Raw genomic sequence first — 23,505 nt, 5'->3', positions numbered from 1 at the left:
TTTGATTTATTACGAAGAGTAAAATAAATCGCTAATTGTTAAATTGACGGCCATCACATTTCGCTAAGTGTGACACTTTCCTTTCAGTCATTTCTTACTGACTTGCTCTAATAAACCGCAATAAATCACTGCCTGCGTCCAGTCAGACGCAGTGCAGTTGGGTGATTTTTGATTAATTACAGCGTTTGAAATAAAGCGGTTAGCCGCCGAGACGACCCATCGGAATGTGGAACAGGCGGGAGAAGTTTTCGGTGGTGGCAGAGGCGAGGGTTTCGATATCCACGCCTTTTAATACCGCCATATAATCTGCCACATCACGCGTAAACGCTGGCTGATTCTCTTTGCCACGGTGCGGTACCGGCGCCAGATACGGCGAATCGGTTTCTAACAGCATGCGATCAAGTGGTACGTAGCGCGCCGCATCGCGAATTTGTTCGGCGTTGCGGAAGGTTAAAATGCCTGAGAAAGAGATATAAAAACCGAGATCCAGCAGTTTCGCTGCGGTTTCTTTATCTTCGGTAAAACAGTGCAGCACGCCGCCGCACTTCTCCACCTGCTCTTCGCGCAGAATCGCCAACGTGTCTTCACGCGCATCACGCGTGTGCACAATGATCGGTTTATTCAGTGCGATACCAGTGCGAATGTGCTCACGAAACGAGGCTTGCTGCTGCGCTTTGGTTTCCTGCTGATAGAAGTAATCCAACCCGGTTTCGCCCAGCGCCACTACGCGATCTTCGGCAGCCAGACGGCGGAACTCTTCGACGTCGTAAGGCGCTTCCTGATTGAGCGGATGCACGCCACAGGCCAGCGCGACGTTTTCACGATCGCCTACTAGCTGTTTGATTTTGTAGTAATCCGGCAAGGTGGTGGCAATCGCCAGCATAAACTTCACATCGCGCGCCGCCGCTTTGGCGATGACATCATCCAGATCGCGATGGTGTTTTTCATAATCGAGGCCATCAAGATGGCAGTGGGAATCGACAATAAACATAGAGCTCTCTTTTCGCTTAGCCGACCGTTGCCGGAGTCAGTAAACGTCCCCAGGCGAGTAAACGATCGGTCAACATTAATTCTCGGTTGAGTGCGGCGACATGTAACAGCTGTTCGCGGCACTGCATCCATTGCTGCGCGCTGCTGTTGAGCGCACTGCTATTCATTCTTTGCGCCAACTGCGTGACCACATCCGGACGATCGCCGTTGCTCAGCCACTGACTGGCGCCCTGTTGCACTTTCATCGCATCCACCAGCAGCGAAATCAGCCAGCTGAGACGTACGGCCACATCTTCGCTGTTCAGCGCGGGTAACAGCTGCAGCACATCGCCGTTAAGCGCTTTGATCAGCGTTTCGCACAGCGTTTCACGCGCCTGCCAGCGCTCGGGCTGCAGCAGCGCCAAGGCGGCGGCGGGAGCGCCATTACTCAAACGTAAGGCGGCGCGCAGCTTCTCTTGCGGCTGCGGTTGCTGCTTCTGCAGCCATTGCAGACTATGTGCTTCTTCTGGCGGCGAGAGATGCCACGTCATGCAGCGACTGCGCAGCGTCGCCAGCAGGCGCGAAGGTTCGCGCACGCTGAGGAAAAACCAGCAATTCGCCGGCGGCTCTTCCAGCGTTTTCAGTAAGGCGTTGGCGGCAGCTTCCGTGAGCTGCGCCGCATCGGGCAACCAAACGATTTTTGCGCCGCCCTGCTGGGCGAAGTGATACAGTTTTTCAGTGACGTCGCGCACCGCATCAATACCGAGTGAGGATTTCCCCTTTTCGGCTTCAAGGCGATACCAATCCGGGTGCGTGTGCGCCTGCATCAACTGGCAGCCATGGCAGTGGCCGCAGCTTTTTAATCCTTCCGGCTGCAAGCACATCAACCAACGACTTACGCCCCAGATCAACGCATCGTCACCCATGCCCTCAATGGCCTGCACCAGCAAGGCGTGATGCGCCTGGCCGCTTTGATGACGGGCGATGATTTGTCGATAAGGCTGGTTCAGCCACGGATACCAGTTCATGCGGATTGGCCTGCCAACCAGCTACGCAAGGCGCCTTGAAGTGACAATGTCACGCCTGCAATATTTTGCGTCGCATCAATGGTCAGGATGGAGGGATCCTGAGCGGCCAAAGCCAGATAGCGTTCACGCGTGCGCTTGAAGAATCGCAACGACTCTTGCTCGATACGATCCAACTCACCGCGAGCGCGGGCGCGTTGCAGGCCAATTTCTGGCGTAACGTCGAGATAGAGTGTGAGATCGGGACGGAAATCGCCCAGCACCGCATCGCGCAGCGTGGTCATCAGCTGCGCATCCAGACCGCGTCCACCGCCCTGATAGGCTTGCGAAGAGAGATCGTGACGATCGCCGATTACCCAGGCACCGCGTGCCAGCGCCGGTTTGATCACGTTCTCTACCAGCTGCACGCGTGCCGCGTACAGCATTAGCAGCTCAGCTTTATCGGTCACCTGCTCGCCATCAATGCCCTGCTTGACCAGCACGCGCAATTGTTCTGCCAGCGGCGTACCGCCCGGCTCGCGCGTGAAGACGACATCATGAATGCCGTGCTCATGCAGCACAGCAACCAGCGCATCACGCGCAGTGGTTTTGCCTGCACCTTCCAGGCCTTCAATGACGATAAACTTACTTTTCATTTTTTTCCTTCATTGCCAGCCGGTAAACCTGTACCGCTTTGTTGTGGCTGGCCAGATTGGTGGTAAAGGTGTGTCCACCTTTGCCATCCGCGACAAAATAGAGGTAATTGGTTTTTTCCGGATGTGCAGCCGCTTCCAGTGAAGCACGGCCCGGCATCGCGATCGGTCCCGGCGGCAAACCGCTAATGGTGTAGGTGTTGTAGTCGGTTGGCGTTTCCAGATTTTTACGGGTTAGCGTGCCGGTGTAGCTGTCGCCCATACCGTAAATCACCGTGGGATCGGTTTGCAGTTTCATCCCGGTACGCAGGCGATTGATAAACACCGACGCCACGCGCGCGCGCTCTTCGCTCACGCCAGTCTCTTTCTCAATGATCGACGCCATGGTGACCATATCCTGCTCTTTCTTGTAAGGCAGATTCTCCATGCGTCCCTGCCAAATCTCATCAACCAGCTTGTTCATGCGCGCATGGGCACGTTCCAGTAGCGCCACATCGCTGGTATTGGCGGTGTAGAGATACGTATCAGGGTAGAAGCTGCCTTCCAGTTGGCTGACATCGAGTTTGAGCGCAGCGGCAACGGTGGCAAATTGATCGTCGGTCAGCGTGTGTTTCAGGTATGGCGCTTTACGTAGCTCGGCTAACCACTCGGTAAGACGCGAACCTTCAATAAAACGCACCGGGAACTGCGCTTCTTTACCGCTTGCCAGCAATTGCAGCAACTGTCGCACCGTCATGCCGGTTTCCAGGCGATAGGTACCGGCTTTGAAACGCGCCAGTTCCGGTTCAAGCTTCAGTAACGGGCCAAACCAGATGCTTTGCGGAATGATGTGCTGACTTTCCAGTTGCGCTTCCAGTACCACGCGACCGCTGCCAGCGGGCAAGGTGTAAATGGTTTCCTGCTGCAGTGTTAAGGGCGTATCGGCTAAACGTTCAATCTGCCAATAGCTAAAGGCGGCGGCGAGTCCTGCGACTACCACAACGCCTGCGAGAATTTTTTTCATTCGAGTCATGATGCTTCCATCGTCGGGCAACTGGCGCGCAGTTGCTGATACAGCGAGCGTGCGCTAAACGAAACGTCGTCAATTTGTCGCACGGGTAAAACGGGCATCAGGGCGTTGCACATCACCACTTCATCGGCGTTCAACACATCGTCCCTGCTGCCATCAATCAGCTGACAAGTCTGGCCATTCGCGGCCATCTGCGCCATCAGATAACGACGCATAATGCCATCCACGCCAGCCTGCTCAAGCCGCGGCGTAAAGACGATATTGCCTTTGCGCCAGAATAAATTGGCCGCACAGCATTCCACCACCGTCCCGTTAGTGTCAAGCACCAGCGCCTCGTCGCCGCCCGTCTGGTCAAGATGCTGGCGAATCAGCACCTGCTCAAGGCGATTCAGGTGCTTTACGCCGGCCAGCAATGGATTGCGTCCCAGGCGTATTGGGCTGGTGTGCAGCAAGGCGCCCTGCTGTTGCAACGTAGCGTAATGCTGTGGCCACGGCGAGAGCGAAATAATGCGCGTCGGTGTTTGGCAGCCTGCGCGGCTATAACCACGTCCACCTGCGCCCGGTGTCAAAATCACCTTGAGCACTGCCTGCGTTTGTTGCGCAGCGGCGTGATGCATTTCTGCGGCGAGTTGAGCTAAATCAGGCGCATCCATCAATAACCGTGCGCAACCCTCTTTCAGCCGCTGCAGATGCGCATCCAGCATAACAATATGGCCGTTGATCACTGCAGCAGTGGTAAAGCAGCCATCACCAAATTGCACTGCGCGATCGCGTGCTGAAAGCGCGGTTTGCGGTATGCCGTTTATCCACATGTTAGCCGCCTTGATTACCCCGGTAGAATATATAAAAAAGGCCCGCATTGCGGGCCTCTGTATGGCTGAGGAGCGATTAAACTTTGCGGAAGATCAGCGAGCCGTTAGTGCCGCCAAATCCAAAGGAGTTACACAAAGCGTACTCCAGTCCGCTGACCTGGCGCGCCGTATGCGGCACGAAGTCCAGATCGCAACCTTCGTCAGGATTGTCGAGGTTGATGGTTGGTGGAATCGCCTGGTCGCGCAGCGCCAGAATCGAATAAATCGCTTCTACCGCGCCCGCAGCGCCCAACAGGTGGCCAGTCATCGACTTAGTTGAGCTGACCATCACACTGTGAGCCGCCGCACCAAACACCGATTTCACCGCCTGCGCTTCCGCTTTGTCACCGGCGGGCGTCGAAGTGCCGTGCGCGTTGACATAACCAATCTGCTCAGCGTTCAGCTGCGCGTCACGCAACGCGTTAACCATCGCTGCTGCTGCACCTGAACCGTCTTCCGGAGGTGACGTCATGTGGTAAGCATCGCTGCTCATGCCGAAACCAATGATCTCAGCATAAATCTTCGCACCACGTTTCTTCGCGTGTTCGTACTCTTCCAGTACGATAATGCCAGCACCGTCACCCAACACGAAACCGTCACGATCTTTATCCCACGGACGGCTTGCCGCCTGAGGATTGTCATTACGCGTGGAGAGCGCTCGAGCAGCACCAAAACCACCAACGCCTAATGGCGTACTGGCTTTCTCCGCACCACCGGCCAGCATCACATCAGCATCGTTATACGCAATGATACGCGCCGCATGACCAATGTTGTGCACACCAGACGTACAGGCAGTTGCGATCGAGATGCTTGGACCTTTCAGGCCGTACATGATGGTGAGGTGACCTGCAACCATGTTGACGATGGTAGAAGGCACAAAGAATGGGCTGATTTTGCGCGGTCCACCGTTGACCAGCGAGCTGTGGTTATCTTCGATTAAACCCAGTCCGCCAATACCAGAACCGATTGCCGCACCAATGCGACCAGCATTCTCATCGGTTACGACCAGACCGGAGTCTGCCATAGCCTGAATGCCTGCAACGATGCCGTATTGGATGAAGTCATCCATCTTGCGCTGATCTTTGCGCGAGATGAAATCATCGCAATTAAAATCTCTTACTAAGCCCGCAAAACGCGTTGCATAGGCACTAGTATCAAAATGGTCGATCAGGCTAATGCCGCTCTGACCGGCAAGGAGAGCACTCCAGGTAGACTCTACGGTATTGCCGACAGGAGACAACATGCCAAGACCAGTCACAACTACACGACGCTTAGACACGCACGTCCTCCAGGGAGGGAAAAAATAACGCTATGTGGGGCAAACATAAAACTCAGGCGGTCGAGGTGACCGCCTGAAGATATTCATTAGCCGTTGTGGCTATTGATGTAGTCGATCGCTGCCTGAACGGTAGTGATTTTCTCAGCTTCTTCGTCTGGAATTTCAGTATCAAACTCTTCTTCCAGAGCCATTACCAGCTCAACGGTGTCAAGAGAATCTGCACCAAGGTCTTCAACGAAAGAAGCAGTGTTAATCACTTCGTCTTCTTTAACACCCAGCTGCTCAGCTACGATTTTCTTAACGCGTTGTTCGATATCGCTCATACTATTTAATTTCCTATCAAAACTCGCTTTCGCGATGGTTTTCGTAGTGTATAAAATGTTGAAAAAGATGCAACAAAATCCCGGCTGGTCGAACCACGATTTTGCGTTATTCTGCGGTGTTTACCGCAGATAAAGCAAATGTTTTCGTGATTATCAGACCATGTACATGCCGCCATTGACATGAAGCGTCTCACCCGTGATGTAGGCTGCTTCGTCAGAGGCTAAGAATGCAACAGCATTGGCAATCTCCTGCGGGTCACCTAAACGACCTGCTGGAACTTCTGCCAAAATACCCGAACGTTGATCTTCGTTCAGTGCACGCGTCATGTCCGTCTCAATAAAGCCCGGAGCCACGACGTTTACAGTAATGCCACGTGACGCAATTTCTCGCGCCAGTGATTTGCTAAAGCCAATCAAACCTGCTTTTGCTGCCGCATAGTTTGCCTGACCCGCGTTACCCATGGTCCCAACTACAGAACCGATGGTAATGATACGGCCCACGCGTTTTTTCATCATGGCACGCATAACCGCCTTAGAAAGACGGAAGACAGATGTCAGGTTGGTATCAAGGATATCCGCCCACTCATCGTCTTTCATGCGCATCAACAGATTGTCACGCGTAATGCCTGCATTATTGACTAAAATGTCCACTTCGCCAAATTCGGCGCGAACTTGTTCGAGGACGCTCTCAATTGAGGCGGCATCAGTGACGTTCAGCAGCAGGCCTTTGCCCTTGTCGCCGAGGTACGCACTGATTGCTTCCGCACCGCTTGCACTGGTGGCGGTTCCCACCACTTTGGCACCGCGCGCAGCCAGCGTTTCCGCAATGGCGCGACCAATTCCACGGCTTGCACCGGTAACCAGCGCTACTTTACCTTCAAAGCTCATGTTTTTCCTCTTATTCCTGTGAAAGTGCAGCACTCAGTGAAGCAGAATCGTTCACCGCAGCAGCACTCAGGCTATCCACAATACGTTTGGTCAGACCGGTCAGGACTTTACCTGGACCGACTTCCAGCAGCTGTTCAACGCCCTGCGCAGCAATAAACTCGACCGATTCGGTCCAGCGCACCGGGCTATACAGCTGACGAACCAATGCGCTTCGAATCGCAGCAGCTTCAGTTTCACACTTCACGTCGACGTTGTTCACCACCGGCACCGCAGGGGCATTGAAGGTGATCGTTTCGAGCGCCACCGCCAATTTATCGGCAGCAGGCTTCATCAACGCACAGTGTGATGGCACGCTGACTGGCAGCGGCAGTGCACGTTTGGCACCGGCAGCTTTACAAGCTGCACCCGCACGCTCAACCGCTTCTTTGTTGCCAGCGATAACCACCTGGCCCGGCGAGTTAAAGTTAACCGGTGAAACCACCTGACCTTGTGCACTTTCTTCACAAGCTTTGCGGATGGATGCATCATCCAGACCGATAATCGCCTGCATGGCGCCAGTACCTTCTGGTACCGCTTCCTGCATCAGTTTGCCACGCAGTTCAACCAGTTTAATGGCGTCTGCGAAATTCAGCACACCGGCACAAACCAACGCCGAGTATTCACCGAGGCTGTGGCCGGCCATCATGGTTGGCTGCACCACATTTTTGCTCTGCAATACGCGATAGATAGCAACAGAAGCCGCCAGTAACGCAGGCTGCGTCTGCCAGGTTTTATTCAATTCTTCAGCAGGTCCTTGCTGGACCAACTGCCATAAGTCATAACCCAGCGCATCAGAAGCTTCACGGAAAGTGGCTTCAACCTGCGGGTTTTCGGCAGCCAGCTCGGCTAACATGCCGACGGTCTGCGAACCCTGTCCTGGGAAAACATAAGCAAATTGCGTCATCTTTCGTTCCTGTCAATCAAAAGCGAACCAGCGCAGAACCCCAGGTGAAACCACCACCAAAGGCTTCCAGCAAAATTAGTTGTCCCGGTTTGATACGGCCATCGCGCACCGCTTCGTCAAGTGCACTTGGCACTGACGCGGCCGAGGTATTACCGTGACGATCCAGCGTGACGACAACTTTATCCATGCCCATGCCGAGCTTTTTGGCGGTTGCGCTAATAATGCGCAGGTTCGCCTGATGCGGCACCAGCCAGTCGAGCATTTCACGATCAAGATTGTTGGCTTGCAGAGTTTCATCAACAATGTGCGCCAGTTCAGTCACGGCCACTTTGAAGACTTCGTTGCCCGCCATCGTCAGATAAGCAGGCTCATCCTGATGGGCACGATCCTGATACGGCAGCGTCAGCAGTTTGCTGTAACGGCCGTCGGCGTGCAGATGGGTAGAAAGGATGCCTGGCTCTTCACTCTGGCTTAGTACCACCGCGCCCGCGCCATCACCAAACAGAATGATAGTGCCACGATCGTTAGGATCGAGCGTACGTGCTAGCACGTCTGCACCGATCACCAGCGCATGTTTTACCACACCATTTTTGATGTATTGATCGGCAACGCTCAGTGCATAGGTGAATCCCGCACAGGCAGCGGCCAGATCGAAGGCAGCGCAATCGCTGATCTCCAGCATCTGCTGGATCATGCACGCTGAACTAGGGAAGGCATGGCTTGAAGAGGTGGTTGCCACAATGATCAGGCCAACTTCGCTCGCATTCACACCCGCCATTTCCAGCGCGCGCTGTGCTGCGGTGAAGCCCATAGTAGCAACGGTTTCATCCGGAGCGGCAATACGGCGCTCACGGATGCCGGTACGAGTGACAATCCACTCGTCCGTCGTCTCGACCATTTTTTCCAGATCCGCATTGGAGCGAATCTGCTCAGGCAAATAGCTGCCCGTACCGATAATTTTGGTAAACATCTACGCTTTGTCACTCCTGGCTAATACAGTGTCAAGGCGCGCCGCAATCCTCTCTGGGACTTGCTTTCGCACCGTCTGCTCTGCCTGCTCTATCGCCACGGCAAATGCACGTTGATTCGCCGCACCGTGGCTTTTGATCACTGTCCCGCGCAATCCTAACAGACAAGCGCCATTGTACTGGTCGGGGTTGAGATGGCCGAAACGCTTTGCCAGACGCTTTTGAATCCAGCGCCCCAGCAATGTTAGCCACCAGGCCCGTTTTTTTCCTTCCTCTGACGATTTGATCAGAGAGAGGAACATTCTTACCACGCCTTCCATGGTCTTCAACGTGACGTTACCGACGAAGCCATCACAAACCAGCACATCCGTCTTGCCGGTGAGGAGATCGTTCCCCTCAAGGTATCCAATATAGTTGATTTGCGGTGACGCTCGCAGCACTGCAGATGCGGCGCGGATTGTTTCTAATCCTTTGGTCTCTTCCTGACCAATATTCAGCAGCGCCACACGCGGCTGGGCGATCTCCAGCACTTCTTCGGCCATTACAGCGCCCATGATCGCAAACTGCACCAGCATAGCGCTGTCAGATTCAACGTTAGCGCCGAGATCCAGCACCACCGTTTTGCCATGCTGCTGATGCGGCAATACCGTCATCAACGCCGGACGCTCAATGCCATCCAGCGGTTTTAATAACATTTTCGCCAGCCCCATCAGCGCACCGGTATTTCCCGCACTGACACAGCCTTGTGCTTTCCCCTCTTTCACCAACTCTAACGCCACACGCATTGAACTGCCGCGACTATTACGAATCGCCTGAGAAGGTTTGGCATCACTTGCAATAACCGATTCGGCAGGAATAACCTGCACACGCCTCTGTAACGAGGAATCCGCTTTGGCAAGAAATGACGAGATGATGTCGGGATCGCCGACCAGAAGAAGAACCAGCTCCGAATGAGAGGCCAGTGCCTGCAAGGCTGCAGGCACTGTCACGCAAGGACCGAAGTCCCCGCCCATGGCATCAACTGCCAGGGTCAAACGTGTCAAGGTATCGCCTTGTGTAATCGCGAGGATTACTTGGTGATAACCTTGCGACCGCGGTAGTAACCATCCGCAGTGATATGGTGACGCAGATGAGTTTCGCCAGAAACTTTATCTACTGACAGAGCAGCAGTGGTCAGAGCATCGTGTGAACGACGCATACCACGCTTAGAACGGGTTGGTTTATTCTGTTGTACGGCCATGGACCTTACTCCTATTACTTACGCTTTAAACTGGCTAATACGGCAAAGGGATTTGGTTTTTCTGCCTCTGGAGGCAGTTGACCAAACACCATGTCCGCGTCGGACACTTCACAGTGTTCAGAATCATGCACCGGAACCACGGGCAGCGCGAGGATGAGCTCATCTTCGATCACTGCCAGCAAGTCGATCTCACCAAAATCATTGACATCAACTGGCTCGTAGGCTTCCGGCAGTGCCTCGGCCTGCTCATCAGAAGAGACAGGACTGAAGCAATAGCTTACGTGAACATGACGTGGAAACGACTGGTTGCAGCGTTGACATGACAGAGTCACCTGCACTTCGGCTGTTCCTTGCAGAACGGCGAGGCGCTGGTTATCAACCGCAAACGACATATCGCATTCAACTTCACTGTCCACACTCACGACCGTTTCGGCCAAGCGCGCCACCAATTCAGGTGCATAAACACCATGATAATCAAGGCGTTTTTGCGCGGCGCGGACCGGATCGAGCGTCAGGGGTAATTTTACCTTTTGCATAGGGCGCGCATATTAACTTTGTAACGTCATAGAGTCAAAGAAAAAGGCCGGTTTACGGCATCTTTCACCCGTTAGTCGCATCCAGTGCGGCGCATAGTTTAAAATGACTGTCATCTTTACGCTATCTATTCTGAAAAAAAATGACGACACCTTTGGTTTTAGCCTCTACCTCCCCTTTTCGTCAGGCGTTGCTGAGCAAGCTGGGCCTGCCTTTTATTACCGCCGCCCCGGATTGCGACGAATCCCCGCTGCCGAATGAAACGGCCCCTGAGCTGGTGCAGCGTCTGGCATTAGCCAAAGCGGAGGCGCTGGCAGCACGTTACCAAGACAGCTGGATAATCGGGTCCGATCAGGTTTGCGTGCTGAATGGCGAGATAACCGGTAAACCGCATACGGTGGAGAAAGCCTGCCAGCAACTCGCAGCCGCCAGCGGCAACACCATCACCTTTTATACCGGTCTGGCGCTATTGCAACCGCAGAGCGGCAAACAATCGGTCATTTGCGAACCCTTTATCGTACATTTCCGCGAATTGAGTGCTGAAGAGATTCGGGGCTACGTTGATAAAGAAAAGCCGCTGCAGTGCGCTGGCAGTTTCAAAAGCGAAGGTTTGGGGATTTGTTTATTTGACAGGCTGGAAGGTCGCGATCCCAATACCTTGATTGGCTTACCGCTGATTGCGCTGGATGAAATGCTAAGAAAGGTGGGCATCAACGCATTGTGTTGATGCCCGGATAATCAGGTTTTTTTCTGACGCAGTTTGGCGAGGCAATTCTTGAGTGCGCCATCCAGTGGCGCTTCCATCCGCAGCACTTCTCCGGTGTTGGGATGGGTAAAGGTCAACGCTGCAGCATGCAGGAACAGACGCGATAAGCCCGTCGAACCCAATTGCGCATCAAAGTCGCGGTCACCGTAACGATCGTCAAAGGCGATTGGATGGCCGCCGTGCAGCGTATGCACACGAATCTGATGCGTACGGCCGGTCACCGGACTGGCTTTCACCAAGGTCGCGAAACCGAAGCGCTCTTCGACTTTAAAGCGTGTCTCAGAAGGCTTGCCTTCCGCACTCACGCGCACCACACGCTCGCCGCTCTGCAAAATGTTTTTCAGCAGCGGTGCCTGCACGACTTTCAGATGCGACGGCCAGTCACCGCGCACTAGCGCCAGATAATCCTTCTGCATGCCTTTTTCGCGCAGCTGCTCATGCAGAGAGCGCAACGCAGAACGCTTCTTCGCCACCAGCAGGATGCCGGAAGTATCACGATCGAGGCGATGGACTAACTCAAGGAATCGCGCTTCCGGACGCAACGCACGCAGCCCTTCAATCACGCCGAAACTTAATCCGCTGCCGCCGTGCACCGCCGTGCCCGACGGCTTATTCAGCACCATCAGGTAATCATCTTCATAGAGAATGGCATTGGTGAGCGCCGCGACTTTATCCAGCTTCGGTGAAACCGTATTCTCTTCGCGCTCGGCAACCCGCACCGGCGGAATACGCAGCTCGTCGCCATCCTCCAGCTTATATTCCGGTTTAACGCGCTTTTTATTCACCCGCACTTCACCTTTACGCAAAATGCGATAAATCATGCTTTTCGGCACGCCCTTGAGCTGGGTGCGCAAAAAGTTATCAATTCGTTGTCCGGCATTTTCAGCCGTGATGGCGACATACTGTACGCCGGGATTCTCTGTTTTCATGGCGGCGATTCTAATTAGTGTCCCTGGATAGCGCCACCCCTTTTTCTGTGCTTAACTCTCTCTTTGTCGCGTGATGAAACGGTGAAAATGGCGACATTTTCAGCGATGCGATGATTAGCCCTGCAAATGAACAGGTTATGGACGAATAAACTTCTCAGCTTGGCAAAAGTCGCCTTGCTTAATGTTGGTTAGCAATGGAATAATGCAGGGGTTTCTGCCCTGGAGAGATTCAGGCAGGATAAAGAGCGAAATAAGTCATTTTGCCGGATTGAACGGACACGCAGCAATGGCGTAAGACGTAATGTTAAATCAGGCACTTAGCGGGCTGCGGGTTGCGGCCTGGACGACAGACCAGGATGTGTGGATTTTTGAATACTCTGTAACATTTCCACCTTCAGGCGCTGGATTTCCTTATGAAAAACAGGCCACCGACAAGATTTGCGCCCCTTTAGCCGCCGACAACCGTGAGGTTGACGTCAGTGCATTAAGACACGGGGCCATCGGTTGATTCTCGTCCAGGGTAACGATGCCCGCAGCTAGATCACTCATGTGAGAATAACGAGTAAGTCACGATGAAAAGAATGTTAATTAACGCAACTCAGCAGGAGGAGTTGCGCGTTGCCCTGGTTGATGGACAACGTCTGTACGATCTGGATATTGAAAGTCCTGGACACGAACAGAAAAAAGCCAACATATACAAAGGTAAAATCACCCGCGTTGAACCCAGCCTTGAAGCTGCATTTGTTGATTACGGTGCAGAACGTCACGGTTTCCTCCCTCTGAAAGAAATTTCCCGCGAATACTTCCCCGCCAATTACAACGCACATGGTCGTCCGAATATCAAAGATGTGCTGCGTGAAGGTCAGGAAGTTATCGTTCAAATTGATAAAGAGGAACGCGGTAATAAAGGTGCAGCACTCACTACCTTTATTTCTCTGGCCGGTAGCTATCTGGTATTGATGCCGAACAACCCACGTGCCGGTGGTATTTCACGCCGCATTGAGGGCGACGATCGTACCGAATTAAAAGAAGCACTTTCCGCACTGGAACTTCCTGACGGCATGGGATTAATCGTCCGTACAGCGGGCGTAGGCAAATCTGCCGAATCACTGCAGTGGGATCTCAGCTTCCGTATGAAGCACTGGGAAGCCATTAAGAAAGCCGCAGACAGCCGCCCGGCGCCTTTCCTGATCCATCAGGAAAGCAACGTTATCGTGCGCGCCTTCCGCGACTATCTGCGTCAGGATATCGGTGAAATCCTTATCGATAATCCAAAAGTCCTGGAACTGGCTCGTCAGCACATTGCTGCACTGGGTCGTCCAGACTTCAGCAGCAAAATCAAACTTTACACTGGCGAAATTCCGCTGTTCAGCCACTACCAAATCGAATCGCAGATTGAATCAGCCTTCCAGCGTGAAGTGCGTCTGCCATCAGGCGGATCGATTGTTATCGATAGCACCGAAGCCCTGACGGCGATTGATATCAACTCCGCACGCGCTACTCGCGGCGGTGATATCGAAGAAACTGCCTATAACACCAACCTGGAAGCGGCCGATGAGATTGCTCGCCAATTGCGTCTGCGCGATCTCGGCGGCCTGATCGTTATCGACTTCATCGACATGACGCCAGTGCGCCACCAGCGCGCGGTGGAAAACCGTCTGCGTGAAGCGGTGCGCCAGGATCGTGCGCGTATTCAGATCAGCCACATTTCACGCTTCGGTTTGCTGGAGATGTCGCGTCAGCGTCTGAGCCCGTCACTGGGTGAATCCAGCCATCACGTCTGCCCACGCTGTAGCGGTACCGGCACCATCCGTGATAACGAATCACTGTCGCTGTCTATTCTGCGTCTGATTGAAGAAGAAGCGCTGAAAGACAACACCAAAGAAGTGCATGCGATTGTTCCGGTACAGGTCGCCTCTTACCTGCTGAACGAAAAGCGTGACGCCGTTAGCGCCATCGAAAAACGCCAGGGCGGCGTGCGTGCCATCATCGTGCCAAACGATCAGATGGAAACGCCACACTACTCGGTACTGCGTGTTCGCACCGGCGAAGAGACGCAAACGCTGAGCTATCACTTGCCGAAACTGCACGAAGCGGAAATGGCGCTGCCTTCTGAAGAAGAGCATGCTGAGCGTCGTCGTCCGGAGCAGCCAGCACTGGCCGCCTTCGCGATGCCTGATGCGCCGCCTGCGCCGGTTGAAGTGGTGAAAGAGTCCCAGCCAGCAGCAGAAGTGAAAACTAAGCCTGCAGTTGCAGCACCAGCGGTGACTAACACCGGCTTCGTGGCACGCCTGCTGAGCGGATTGAAGAAACTGTTTGCCGGTGATGCACCAGCTGCGGCTCCTGCTGAAACTAAACAAGAATCCCCAGCCGTTGTTGCTGCTGAATCTGAAAATACCCAGCAGCGTGGCGAACGTCGCAACAATAACAATCGCCGCAACAACCGTCGCGAACGTACTCCGCGTAATGGCGAGAATGGTCAGGTGCGCGAAGGTCGTGAACCGCGCGAACCGCGTGAAGCACGTGAGCCACGTGAAGCCCGTGAACCGCGTGATAATCAGGACAATCGTCGCAACAAGCGTCAGAACGAGCCGCGTGAAGCGCGTCCGGTCCTGAGCGATGAAGCGCTTGAGCAACGTGATGAGCAGCAGCAACAGCGCCGCGAACAACGTGCCGATCGCCAGCGTCGTCGTCAGGAAGAGAAGCGCACTCAGCAGCAGGATCAGAAAGCCGCTGAGCCGGTTGTTCAGGCGCATGTCGCTGACGAAAACGTCGAGCAGGAAGAAGAACGCGTTCAGGTCATGCCGCGTCGTAAGCAGCGTCAGCTGTCACAGCGCGTGCGTGTGAGCGACACCACTGAAATTGCTGCCGAAGCGCCAGTGGTGCACGAAGCCGCCATTGAAACTGCGCCGCGCGCTCAGTACCAGGAACATCCTGAAGCCAGCAATGACGAGCAAGATGATAGCGATAACCGTGATAGCGCCAATATGCCGCGCCGTTCACGTCGTTCACCGCGTCACCTGCGCGTGAGTGGCCAGCGTCGTCGTCGTTATCGTGACGAGCGTTACCCAACGCAGTCAGCAATGCCGCTGGAATCGGCTGCTGCCTCTCCAGAAATGGCGTCAGGCAAAGTGTGGATCTCTTACCCGGTTGCGCAAGCGCAGGAAGAGTACAGCACGCAAGATGCGATGCATGAAGTGACGGATTACGGCTACCAGCAAGCCGCTGATGCAGAAACTCAGCCGGCTGCTGTTGAACCGGCCGTTGAGCAGGTTGCTACTGAAGAAGTGGTGCATCAGGCTGAACCACAAGCACATACCGATGTGCCAGTGGTGAATACTGATGACGTCTCGCCAATTGCCGCGCCTGTTAACGAAGAGCCAGCCGTAATTCCCGCTGCTGATGAACAGGTTGCTCAGGAAACCGCAGCTGAAGCGGAACCGGCTGTTGTTGTTGAAGAAGCGAAACCTGAAGAAGCAGTTAGCGAAGTGGCTGCGGTTGTTGAACAGGCGCCAGCTGATGTTTCGCCAGCAGTGGAAGCTCAGGTTGAAGACGTGCTGGCTGCGCCAGTTGCGGCTGAAGCCGAAGTCACACCGGTCACGGAACCTCATGCGCCGGTTGCGGCACGTGATACCGCAGTGACCACGGTTGAGACGCGCTTTAAACATCACGCAACTGCACCGATGACCAAAGCACCGGCACCGGCGTGGGAACCTGAACCGGTTCGCAATAGCGACTGGGTCCGTCCAGCGTTTGGTTTCGAAGGTCGCGGCTCTGCTGGCGGTCACAGCGCGACGCATCAGGCCACCGCTCCGGCAACCCGTCCGGAAAGCGCGTAACCTCTAGCAAGTCAGTCGACATCAAACCCCGGCCAGTCCGGGGTTTTTTATTGCCTGCGACCGCCATAAATGGCGCCAGGAATAACAGGCAAAAAAAATCCCACGGCCCCGAAAGGCGGTGGGAGAAACTAAGCGCACCCGGTTAAAGTACGCTCAAAGGTTCAGGCTAATTAAGAATTGAGTTGGAACAGCGACATCTGCGACATATCGGTAAAGGTCTTATACGAAGCTTGCAGCGCCGTCTGTTGCATGGTGTAGCTGGAAATAGCCGCGGTGTAATCGACATCAACCAGGTCGCTCATTTGCGAACTAAGAATCAAATCTCGATCGTCGCCTTGACCATCAAGCGTATCCAACTCAGCCATTTGAGTCCCAATTGCAGAACGCACCGTAAGCACATTATTTAACGAGTTACTTAAACCACGGTTCGTTTTATTCATCGCGTCGGTAAAAGACTGTGTAGTAGCAGCATCAGCATTCTCTTGTGGTACTTTCAGCGCGGCAATCGCACCATCAAGCATCGCAAAAAGACTTTTTTCACTCGGCCTTCCATCCGGTTCAGGTTTAGCATTGCTGGTGATAGCCATAAACACCGAGCTTCCCGTATCGCTCACAGACATAGTGCGGCTTTCATCAACTTTCTGAGTAATCGCTTCCGTACCACCGACATACGTAACGCCACCAGCAGTATCAGAGAACGGCGCAACATCGGTCTTGTAACCAGCAAAAATGTAACGCCCGGAGCCGTCTTTACTGTTAGCCTGGTTCAGGATCTCGTCACGAATTCCCTGCAACTGAGTGGCATACGACGCACGATCATCATCGCTGAGTGTGCCGGTGGATGCGGCAACAATAATTTCCTGCGCTTTGGTAATGCTTGACGTCACGCTGGACAGTGAATTCTCTTCCAGCGACAAACTTTGATTTGCGAAGCTACGCGCCGTCGCATATTGGCTGCTTTTAGTCTGCGACTGTGACAACACGATGGAACGCGATGCTGCAATCGGATCGTCAGACGGGTTGCTAACACGACGTCCAGTAGAAAGCTGTGCCCCAACTTTTAACCAAGAAGATTGCGCATCGCTAATGCCGCGCACCTGCTGGTCGAAGATCATACTCGTGCTGAGTCTCATGGTTATGATTTCTCCAATTAGCCACGAATGCCCATCAAGGCATTAAAAATAGTATTTGCTGTTTGCAGAACCTGCGCATTCGCCATATAAAACTGCTGGTACTTGGTAAGGTTGGCATACTCTTCATCAAGGTTCACGCCGGACACTGACTGCTGACGGTCACTAAGCTGAGTTACCACATTCTTCTGCGTAGTACTGGCGGTTTCAAGGGTGCTGGTTTTATTACCCACTGTACTGACCAAGCTGGCGTAAACTTGCGAGATCGTCGCATTACCGTTCACTAACTTTTCATCTTGCAAAGCCAGCAGTTTTTGCGCGTTTGTATTATCACTTTCACCACTGTTCGCGCTAGACGCTGCTGCAATCTGCGACTCATCAGTAATCGCCACCGACATGCCACCAATCACATTTTGTACCGGTTTCACCAGGAAACTGTCTTTTGCATTGGGCGCAGGTGAGGTACTGACTGTCAACTTCAGGCCATCAAAACTCAGCGTGCCATTGGTCGCATCCGGCGTGACGTTAAACTTCACGTTGTCAGACATGCGCGTCACTGACCAGTCACTGCCATCGTAACTTACGGTGTAATTAGTGGCTTTCAACGCTTTGGTGTCGGTCCACTCCGCCGTCACGGTGGCGGCCGAAGTATTCTTGCTGTTGCTGACCACGGTTGGCGAACCGATATTAAAGAAGTTACCGCCCTGATCGCCGTTGCTGTCATAGCCTTCGCTGTGCACGGTATTGAAACTTGTAGTGAACGCCGCAGCTAACTGGCCGAGCTGATTTTGCGCGGTATCCAGATCCTGCGTGCGGAACGCCAGCAAACCACCAAGGGAACCGGTGGTTAACGTCTTCTCAGGGATCTCAACGTTACCCGCCTGCTTATCGACATAGCCGACAGTGGTACGTGTTGAATCGCTGCTGGACGGCATCGCCACCAAACTGGTCGAGTTTTTACCGTTCACCAAGGTCACGCTGCCCATTGAGACGATATAGCTACCATCTTGCTGGGATACGTTAACGCCCACCACATTGTTCAGGCTATTCACCAACTGATCGCGCTGATCCAGCAAATTGTTCGGCGCCGCGCCACCGCCGGTGGTCAGCTTGGCGATCTGGCTGTTCAGGTCGGCAATCTGGCTGGTGAAGGTATTGATTTGGTCGACGTTCGAGGCGATATCGGTGTTAACGCTGTTCTGCATATTATTGAGATATTGCGCCGTGGTCTGGAACTGATTCACCAGACCTTGTGCATAGCTCAGCATTGACTGACGCGCCGACGGATCGTTGGCGTTACTCACCACGTTCTGCACGTTGGTGAAGAAGCTTTGGATTGAGGTCGACAAGCTGGTGGTCGACGTCGACAGCAGATCATCAATGTTAGAAATTTGGTTGTACTGCGTATTCACGGCGCTGTAGTTGGCGCTGGAGCCACGTAGCTGGGCAGTGATGAACTCGTCATACTCACGCTGCACGCCGGAGAGCGTCACACCGTTGCCGTAATAGCTGTTGCCCTGCAGGGTGCTGTTCGACTGCGACAGAATCGCCGTCTGACGCGAATAGCCCGCTACCGTGTAATTGCTGATGTTATTACTGGTGGTGCTTAATGCAGCCTGTGCGGCGCTCAGCCCACTCATCGCTGAGTTAATTATGCTGGACATCTCGGTTCCTTAATTTCCCGTTAACCGGGCTGGCAGTCATCAGTGCGATTGCGCGGGCGGTGAACGCCCGTGGCATGTGATTGTTATCGGCGTGCTTAAGTGAAACTTGAGAGCAAAAATCAGAACAAATCGGTGATGTCGTTGCTGTAAGCCTTCACCACTTTTTCGCCCATGTTTTTGAATTGCTGGATCATTCCCACCAGTTTCTGCGCATACTTTGGATCGGTCGCATAACCGGCGGCCTGCAAGGCACGCGCGCCCTGCTCGGCACTCGGTGCGTTGGCAACGGCGGCATAACGAGGATTATTGGACAGCAGTTTGACGTAGTCGCTGAGCGCTTCCATATAGGAGCCATACACACGGAAACTGGCGCGCACTTTTTTCGCCACGCCACCTTCATATTCGGTGGTCATGATATCGGTAGTTGCGCCCTTCCAGTCGCCGCTCGCCTTAATACCAAACACGTTGTAACTCGGCTTGCCGTCGCGCGTCAGGATCTGTCGCTGGCCCCAGCCGGATTCCAGCGCGGCCTGCGCCAGAATCAGGTGATGCGGAATGCCGCTCTGCTGGCTGGCGACCTGCGCCGGTTGCGCCAGCTGGGCGATAAAGTCGTTACTGTCGCTGGGCAAACTGCTCGGCGAGACTGGCAAACGCGGCACCGCTTTACGCACCATCTGCTCCAGCTGATTCGACGGCAGATTGCTATAAATGAAGCTGTTATCCAGCTTCATCGGCACCGTACCGGCGGTTTCGTCCGGCTCCTGAGCGGGCTGCATCTGTTTAACGATGATATCGGCCATGCCGAGACCCCGTTTGCCGATGTCCTGCGCAATCTGCTGATCGTACATCGAGGTGAAAAGCCGCGTCTGATCGTTGCTCAGCAAGCCATCCTGCGGCAGCGCAGCGCGCATGCTTTTCATCATCATCTGCACGAACATCCCTTCCACCTGCTTGGCCACCTGCATCGCCTTCCCTTTTGGGTCGGCGGCGGCTTCGCGTTTCAGGTCGTTCAGCGAGCGGCTGTCGTACGCCGCATTCACCAGCGATTGCGTATCGTTCATCAGATAATTTCCAGTTTGGCGCGCAAGCAGCCTGCGCTTTCCATCGATTGCAAAATCGACATCAGCTCAATCGGTGACGCACCCAGCGCATTCAGCGCACGTACCACGTTGTTGAGGTTGGCGCTGGCGTTAACCCGTTGCAGCGCGCCGCCACTCTGACGCAGATCGATCTGGGTATTGTTGGTGGTCACGGTCTGACCGCCCGCCAACGGCGTATCAGGCTGACTGACGTTCTGCTGCTGATTGACGGTAACCGACAGGTTGCCCTGCGCCACCGCACAGGTATTCAGCGTCACTTCGCGGTTCATCACCACCGAACCGGTACGTGAGTTGATGATCACCTTGGCATCTTCCAGCGGCACTGAAACGTCGAGGTTCTGGATTTCGGCCAGCAGGCGCACCTGAGAACTGTTATTCGGCGAAACACGGATCTGCACGGTACGCGCATCCAGCGGCTGCGCGGAGCCAATACCACGGCTGTTGATGGCGTCGGCGATGCGCTGTGCCATGCTGAAGTCTTCATTATTCAGCTGCAAGTTGATGGTGTTCTGGCTACCAAAGTTACTCTGCAGTTCACGCTCTACCGTGGCGCCGCCGGTAATGCGGCCACCGTTCAGCTGGTTAACCTGCACGCTGCTGCCACCGGCTGAAGCGCCGGCACCGCCAACCAGAATGTTACCTTGCGCCAGCGCATAAACCTGGTTATCGACGCCTTTCATCGGTGTCATCAGTAGCGTACCGCCGCGCAGACTTTTGGCGTTACCCAGCGAGGAGACCACCACATCAACGGTTTGTCCCTGACGCGCAAAGGTCGGCAGCTTGGCGGTGACCATAACGGCCGCCACGTTTTTCAGCTGCATATTGGTGCCCGCTGGCACGGTAATACCGAGCTGGGAGAGCATGTTGCTCACGGTTTGCGTGGTAAACGGCGTTTGCGTGGTCTGGTCACCGGTACCGTCAAGGCCCACCACCAAGCCGTAACCGATCAGCTGGTTATCGCGCACGCCCTGTACGGAGGTCAGATCGCGGATGCGATCAGCATGCGCCAGAACGCTGAAACCAAGCAGTAAGCAGAGGCTCAGGCGGAGCAGAGTCGTCATATTCATTGTTACTACCTCTTACATCGGCGAGACGTTCAGGAAGAAACGCTGGAACCAGCCCATCGTCTGCGCTTCATTGATATAACCATTTCCGACGTACTCAATACGTGCATCGGCCACCTGCGTTGACAGCACCGCATTGCTGGCACTGATGGTGCGCGGGTTAACCACGCCCGAGAAGCGGATGAATTCGGTGCCCTGGTTAATTTCGATCTGTTTCTCACCCACCACGCGCAGGTTGCCGTTCGACAACACCTGATTGACGGTGACGGTGATGGTGCCCGTAAAGGTGTTATTCGCCGTCGCGCCACCTTTGCCGGCGAAGTCATTTTTGCCATTGGCATCCAGCGTGGCTTTTTCGCCACCGGCACCCACCAGACCACTGAGGCCGGTTGGTACACCTGTCACACCAAAACTGTTGCTGCCATCGCGGCTGGCGTTGGCGGAAGAACTTTTGCTGGCGCTGACGTTTTCCTGCAAGGTGATCGTCAATGTGTCGCCAATGTTGCGTGGACGGCGATCCTCAAACAGCGGCTGATAGCCGTAGTTCAGCGGTGCGACGCCCTGAAAAATGGAACCGTTCACCACTGGTGGTGCGGATGGCGTCGGCTCTGCCGTTGTCGCCCCTTGCACCAATGGCGTGCGCGGAACCAGCGCACAACCGTTAAGAGTGAGTAGCAGCGTGGCTACCAACCAATGACCAGGCTTGAGAATCACTTGCTTCGCCACGGAGTTCTAACCTTATTCATGTTGCTTAATCAGGCCAGCCAGGCTGGCCCAACGACACCAGCATTACAGCTGGGTTAACTTCGCCAGCATCTGATCGGAGGTGCTGATCGCTTTACTGTTGATCTCGTAGGCGCGCTGCGTCTGAATCATGGTCACCAGCTCTTCCGCCACGTTGACGTTCGAGGTTTCGACATAACCCTGATACAGCAGACCCGCGCCGTTCTGGCCTGGCGTGCTCTGCGTTGCCGCACCGGATGCCTGCGTCTCCTGATAGAGGTTTTCACCCTGGCTATTCAGGCCCGCATCGTTCATGAAGGTGCTCAGCGTCAGCTGACCGACCTGTGCTGGGTTGGTCTGGCCCTGCTGCGTTACGCTCACTACGCCATCGCGCGAGATAGTGATGCTGGTGGCGTTGGCCGGAATGGTGATGCCTGGCTGCACCGGATAACCGGCGTTGGTCACCAGCTGACCGTTCTGGTCAACCTGGAATGAACCATCACGGGTATACGCCGAGGTGCCGTCCGGCATCTGCACTTCGAAATAACCCTGGCCGTTAATCGCCACGTCTTTCGAGTTGCTGGTCTGCGACAGGTTACCCTGCTGATGCAGACGTTCGGTGGTGACAGGACGCACACCGGTACCGATCTGCAAACCAGACGGCAGCGTGGTTTGCTCCGACGACTGGGTGCCCGGCTGACGCAGGGTTTGGTACATCAAATCTTCGAATACCGCGCGCGAACGTTTAAAGCCGTTGGTGCTTACGTTCGCGAGGTTGTTGGAGATGACGTCCATGTTGGTTTGCTGAGCGTCAAGACCGGTTTTGGCGATCCATAAAGAACGAATCATGGTGTTTTCCTTACGCCTTAGCTGCTCATGTTGAGCAAACTGTTAGCTTTCTGTTCGTTTTCATCGACGTTGGAGATCACTTTCATCTGCATCTCAAAACGTCGGGCGTTGGCAATCATATCGACCATGGTTTCCACCGGCTTCACGTTACTGCCCTCCAGCACGCCAGGCATCACCGTCATGGTGGCATCGTTCGCCAGCGCCGCGCCGCGCGTCGCCTGGGTTTGCTGGTTAGGGCGAAACATGCCGTCATCACCGCGTTGCATCTCTTTACCGGTGGCGCGCACCAGCTTCAGGCGACCAATCTGCACCGTGGCGTTCGGCGCATCACCGGCGTTACGCGAGGTGATGGTACCGTCCGCCGCGATGGTCAATTCAGCACCTTGCGGGATGGCGATCGGACCGCCATCGCCCATCACGGGATTGCCCTGAATGGTCAAAATACCGGTCGAGCTGATCTGCATGTTGCCGTTGCGGGTATAAGCTTCGGTACCGTCAGCGGCACGCACTGCCAACCAGCCGTCCTGCGCGACACCTACATCCAGCGTGCGGCCGGTGTTATCCATCGAGCCCGGTGACATATCGGCGCCCGGCGTGGAAGCGGCAACCAGCGTACGTGTTGGCAGCGACCAGCCGCTGACCGGCACCGCGCGCAACGCGTTGAGCTGAGCACGAAAGCCCGGCGTTGAGGCGTTGGCAAGGTTGCTGGCCGTTACCGACTGCTGCTCCAACGTCTGACTGGCCGCGCCCATGGCGGTATATATTGCGTGATCCATAAGG

24 protein-coding genes are annotated in these 23,505 nt (G+C 54.7%); 3 read left to right on the top strand and 21 right to left on the bottom strand.

Annotated features, from left to right (window positions below; translation table 11 throughout):
* Nucleotides 1-199: 199 nt before the first annotated feature.
* From AC6I8A_RS07905 to yceD, 13 genes are all read right to left on the bottom strand, one after another.
* Nucleotides 200-991: a metal-dependent hydrolase gene (locus tag AC6I8A_RS07905; protein ID WP_497818276.1), complete on the bottom strand. Its 792-nt coding sequence runs from the start codon at nucleotides 989-991 to the stop codon at nucleotides 200-202.
* 16 nt (nucleotides 992-1,007) lie between these two features.
* A complete protein-coding gene (gene holB, locus AC6I8A_RS07900) occupies nucleotides 1,008-1,997 on the bottom strand; it encodes a DNA polymerase III subunit delta' (RefSeq protein WP_497818275.1) in 990 nt (329 codons plus the stop codon).
* Entirely contained in the window at nucleotides 1,994-2,629 is a 636-nt protein-coding gene (gene tmk / locus AC6I8A_RS07895; RefSeq protein ID WP_497818274.1) for a dTMP kinase, read from the bottom strand. The genes holB and tmk overlap by 4 nt, the downstream gene beginning before the upstream one ends.
* Nucleotides 2,619-3,638, bottom strand: a complete 1,020-nt coding sequence (gene mltG / locus AC6I8A_RS07890) for an endolytic transglycosylase MltG (RefSeq protein WP_265297082.1) — start codon at nucleotides 3,636-3,638, stop codon at nucleotides 2,619-2,621. Before mltG ends, tmk begins: the two co-directional genes overlap by 11 nt.
* Nucleotides 3,635-4,447 carry an aminodeoxychorismate lyase gene (gene pabC / locus AC6I8A_RS07885; RefSeq protein WP_497818273.1) on the bottom strand — a complete coding sequence of 271 codons (813 nt, stop codon included), beginning with the start codon at nucleotides 4,445-4,447 and terminating at the stop codon, nucleotides 3,635-3,637. Before pabC ends, mltG begins: the two co-directional genes overlap by 4 nt.
* A 76-nt stretch (nucleotides 4,448-4,523) precedes the next feature.
* A complete protein-coding gene (gene fabF / locus AC6I8A_RS07880; RefSeq protein ID WP_497818272.1) occupies nucleotides 4,524-5,765 on the bottom strand; it encodes a beta-ketoacyl-ACP synthase II in 1,242 nt (413 codons plus the stop codon).
* A gap of 86 nt (nucleotides 5,766-5,851) precedes the next feature.
* A complete protein-coding gene (gene acpP / locus AC6I8A_RS07875) occupies nucleotides 5,852-6,088 on the bottom strand; it encodes an acyl carrier protein (RefSeq protein WP_256696199.1) in 237 nt (78 codons plus the stop codon).
* 153 nt (nucleotides 6,089-6,241) lie between these two features.
* Nucleotides 6,242-6,976 (bottom strand): 3-oxoacyl-ACP reductase FabG, encoded by a 735-nt coding sequence (gene fabG, locus AC6I8A_RS07870; protein WP_007885776.1) that lies wholly within the window; start codon nucleotides 6,974-6,976, stop codon nucleotides 6,242-6,244.
* A 10-nt stretch (nucleotides 6,977-6,986) separates the two neighbouring features.
* The gene (gene fabD / locus AC6I8A_RS07865) at nucleotides 6,987-7,919 is read right to left on the bottom strand and encodes an ACP S-malonyltransferase (protein ID WP_497818271.1); all 933 of its coding nucleotides are present in this window, start codon (nucleotides 7,917-7,919) and stop codon (nucleotides 6,987-6,989) included.
* A gap of 16 nt (nucleotides 7,920-7,935) precedes the next feature.
* Nucleotides 7,936-8,889, bottom strand: coding sequence for a beta-ketoacyl-ACP synthase III (locus AC6I8A_RS07860; RefSeq protein WP_497818270.1), 954 nt, complete (start codon nucleotides 8,887-8,889; stop codon nucleotides 7,936-7,938).
* Nucleotides 8,890-9,930 carry a phosphate acyltransferase PlsX gene (gene plsX, locus AC6I8A_RS07855; RefSeq protein ID WP_256696197.1) on the bottom strand — a complete coding sequence of 347 codons (1,041 nt, stop codon included), beginning with the start codon at nucleotides 9,928-9,930 and terminating at the stop codon, nucleotides 8,890-8,892.
* A 26-nt stretch (nucleotides 9,931-9,956) separates the two neighbouring features.
* Entirely contained in the window at nucleotides 9,957-10,127 is a 171-nt protein-coding gene (gene rpmF / locus AC6I8A_RS07850) for a 50S ribosomal protein L32 (RefSeq protein ID WP_007885783.1), read from the bottom strand.
* Between the two features lie 14 nt (nucleotides 10,128-10,141).
* The gene (gene yceD / locus AC6I8A_RS07845) at nucleotides 10,142-10,663 is read right to left on the bottom strand and encodes a 23S rRNA accumulation protein YceD (RefSeq protein ID WP_007885785.1); all 522 of its coding nucleotides are present in this window, start codon (nucleotides 10,661-10,663) and stop codon (nucleotides 10,142-10,144) included.
* A gap of 140 nt (nucleotides 10,664-10,803) precedes the next feature.
* On the opposite strand from yceD, the gene AC6I8A_RS07840 reads away from it, so the two are divergent.
* Nucleotides 10,804-11,388 carry a Maf family protein gene (locus AC6I8A_RS07840; protein ID WP_436332241.1) on the top strand — a complete coding sequence of 195 codons (585 nt, stop codon included), beginning with the start codon at nucleotides 10,804-10,806 and terminating at the stop codon, nucleotides 11,386-11,388.
* An 11-nt stretch (nucleotides 11,389-11,399) separates the two neighbouring features.
* Here AC6I8A_RS07840 and rluC read toward each other — a convergent pair whose 3' ends face one another.
* Nucleotides 11,400-12,356, bottom strand: coding sequence for a 23S rRNA pseudouridine(955/2504/2580) synthase RluC (gene rluC / locus AC6I8A_RS07835; RefSeq protein WP_497818269.1), 957 nt, complete (start codon nucleotides 12,354-12,356; stop codon nucleotides 11,400-11,402).
* A 301-nt stretch (nucleotides 12,357-12,657) separates the two neighbouring features.
* On the opposite strand from rluC, the gene AC6I8A_RS07830 reads away from it, so the two are divergent.
* Both AC6I8A_RS07830 and rne read left to right on the top strand, forming a co-directional pair.
* Nucleotides 12,658-12,864, top strand: coding sequence for a hypothetical protein (locus AC6I8A_RS07830; RefSeq protein ID WP_101760841.1), 207 nt, complete (start codon nucleotides 12,658-12,660; stop codon nucleotides 12,862-12,864).
* Between the two features lie 64 nt (nucleotides 12,865-12,928).
* Entirely contained in the window at nucleotides 12,929-16,195 is a 3,267-nt protein-coding gene (gene rne / locus AC6I8A_RS07825; protein ID WP_497818268.1) for a ribonuclease E, read from the top strand.
* A 170-nt stretch (nucleotides 16,196-16,365) separates the two neighbouring features.
* On the opposite strand, the gene flgL is transcribed toward rne, so the two are convergent.
* The 7 genes from flgL to AC6I8A_RS07790 form a co-directional block, all read right to left on the bottom strand.
* Nucleotides 16,366-17,328 (bottom strand): flagellar hook-associated protein FlgL, encoded by a 963-nt coding sequence (gene flgL / locus AC6I8A_RS07820; RefSeq protein WP_497818267.1) that lies wholly within the window; start codon nucleotides 17,326-17,328, stop codon nucleotides 16,366-16,368.
* 17 nt (nucleotides 17,329-17,345) lie between these two features.
* Nucleotides 17,346-18,989 carry a flagellar hook-associated protein FlgK gene (gene flgK, locus AC6I8A_RS07815; RefSeq protein ID WP_497818266.1) on the bottom strand — a complete coding sequence of 548 codons (1,644 nt, stop codon included), beginning with the start codon at nucleotides 18,987-18,989 and terminating at the stop codon, nucleotides 17,346-17,348.
* A 119-nt stretch (nucleotides 18,990-19,108) separates the two neighbouring features.
* Nucleotides 19,109-20,050 carry a flagellar assembly peptidoglycan hydrolase FlgJ gene (flgJ, locus tag AC6I8A_RS07810; protein WP_154152714.1) on the bottom strand — a complete coding sequence of 314 codons (942 nt, stop codon included), beginning with the start codon at nucleotides 20,048-20,050 and terminating at the stop codon, nucleotides 19,109-19,111.
* Nucleotides 20,050-21,156 (bottom strand): flagellar basal body P-ring protein FlgI, encoded by a 1,107-nt coding sequence (locus AC6I8A_RS07805; protein ID WP_293796128.1) that lies wholly within the window; start codon nucleotides 21,154-21,156, stop codon nucleotides 20,050-20,052. Before AC6I8A_RS07805 ends, flgJ begins: the two co-directional genes overlap by 1 nt.
* Nucleotides 21,157-21,168: 12 nt before the next feature.
* On the bottom strand, nucleotides 21,169-21,879 hold the full coding sequence (locus tag AC6I8A_RS07800; RefSeq protein WP_256696189.1) for a flagellar basal body L-ring protein FlgH: 711 nt from the start codon (nucleotides 21,877-21,879) through the stop codon (nucleotides 21,169-21,171).
* Between the two features lie 63 nt (nucleotides 21,880-21,942).
* Nucleotides 21,943-22,725 (bottom strand): flagellar basal-body rod protein FlgG, encoded by a 783-nt coding sequence (gene flgG / locus AC6I8A_RS07795; protein WP_007885801.1) that lies wholly within the window; start codon nucleotides 22,723-22,725, stop codon nucleotides 21,943-21,945.
* A gap of 17 nt (nucleotides 22,726-22,742) precedes the next feature.
* The gene (locus tag AC6I8A_RS07790; RefSeq protein WP_008103084.1) at nucleotides 22,743-23,501 is read right to left on the bottom strand and encodes a flagellar basal body rod protein FlgF; all 759 of its coding nucleotides are present in this window, start codon (nucleotides 23,499-23,501) and stop codon (nucleotides 22,743-22,745) included.
* Nucleotides 23,502-23,505 lie beyond the last annotated feature (4 nt).

This window comes from Pantoea sp. X-Soil-ISGK-275 (assembly GCF_059730795.1).
This window is presented reverse-complemented; position numbering and strand designations above follow the sequence as displayed.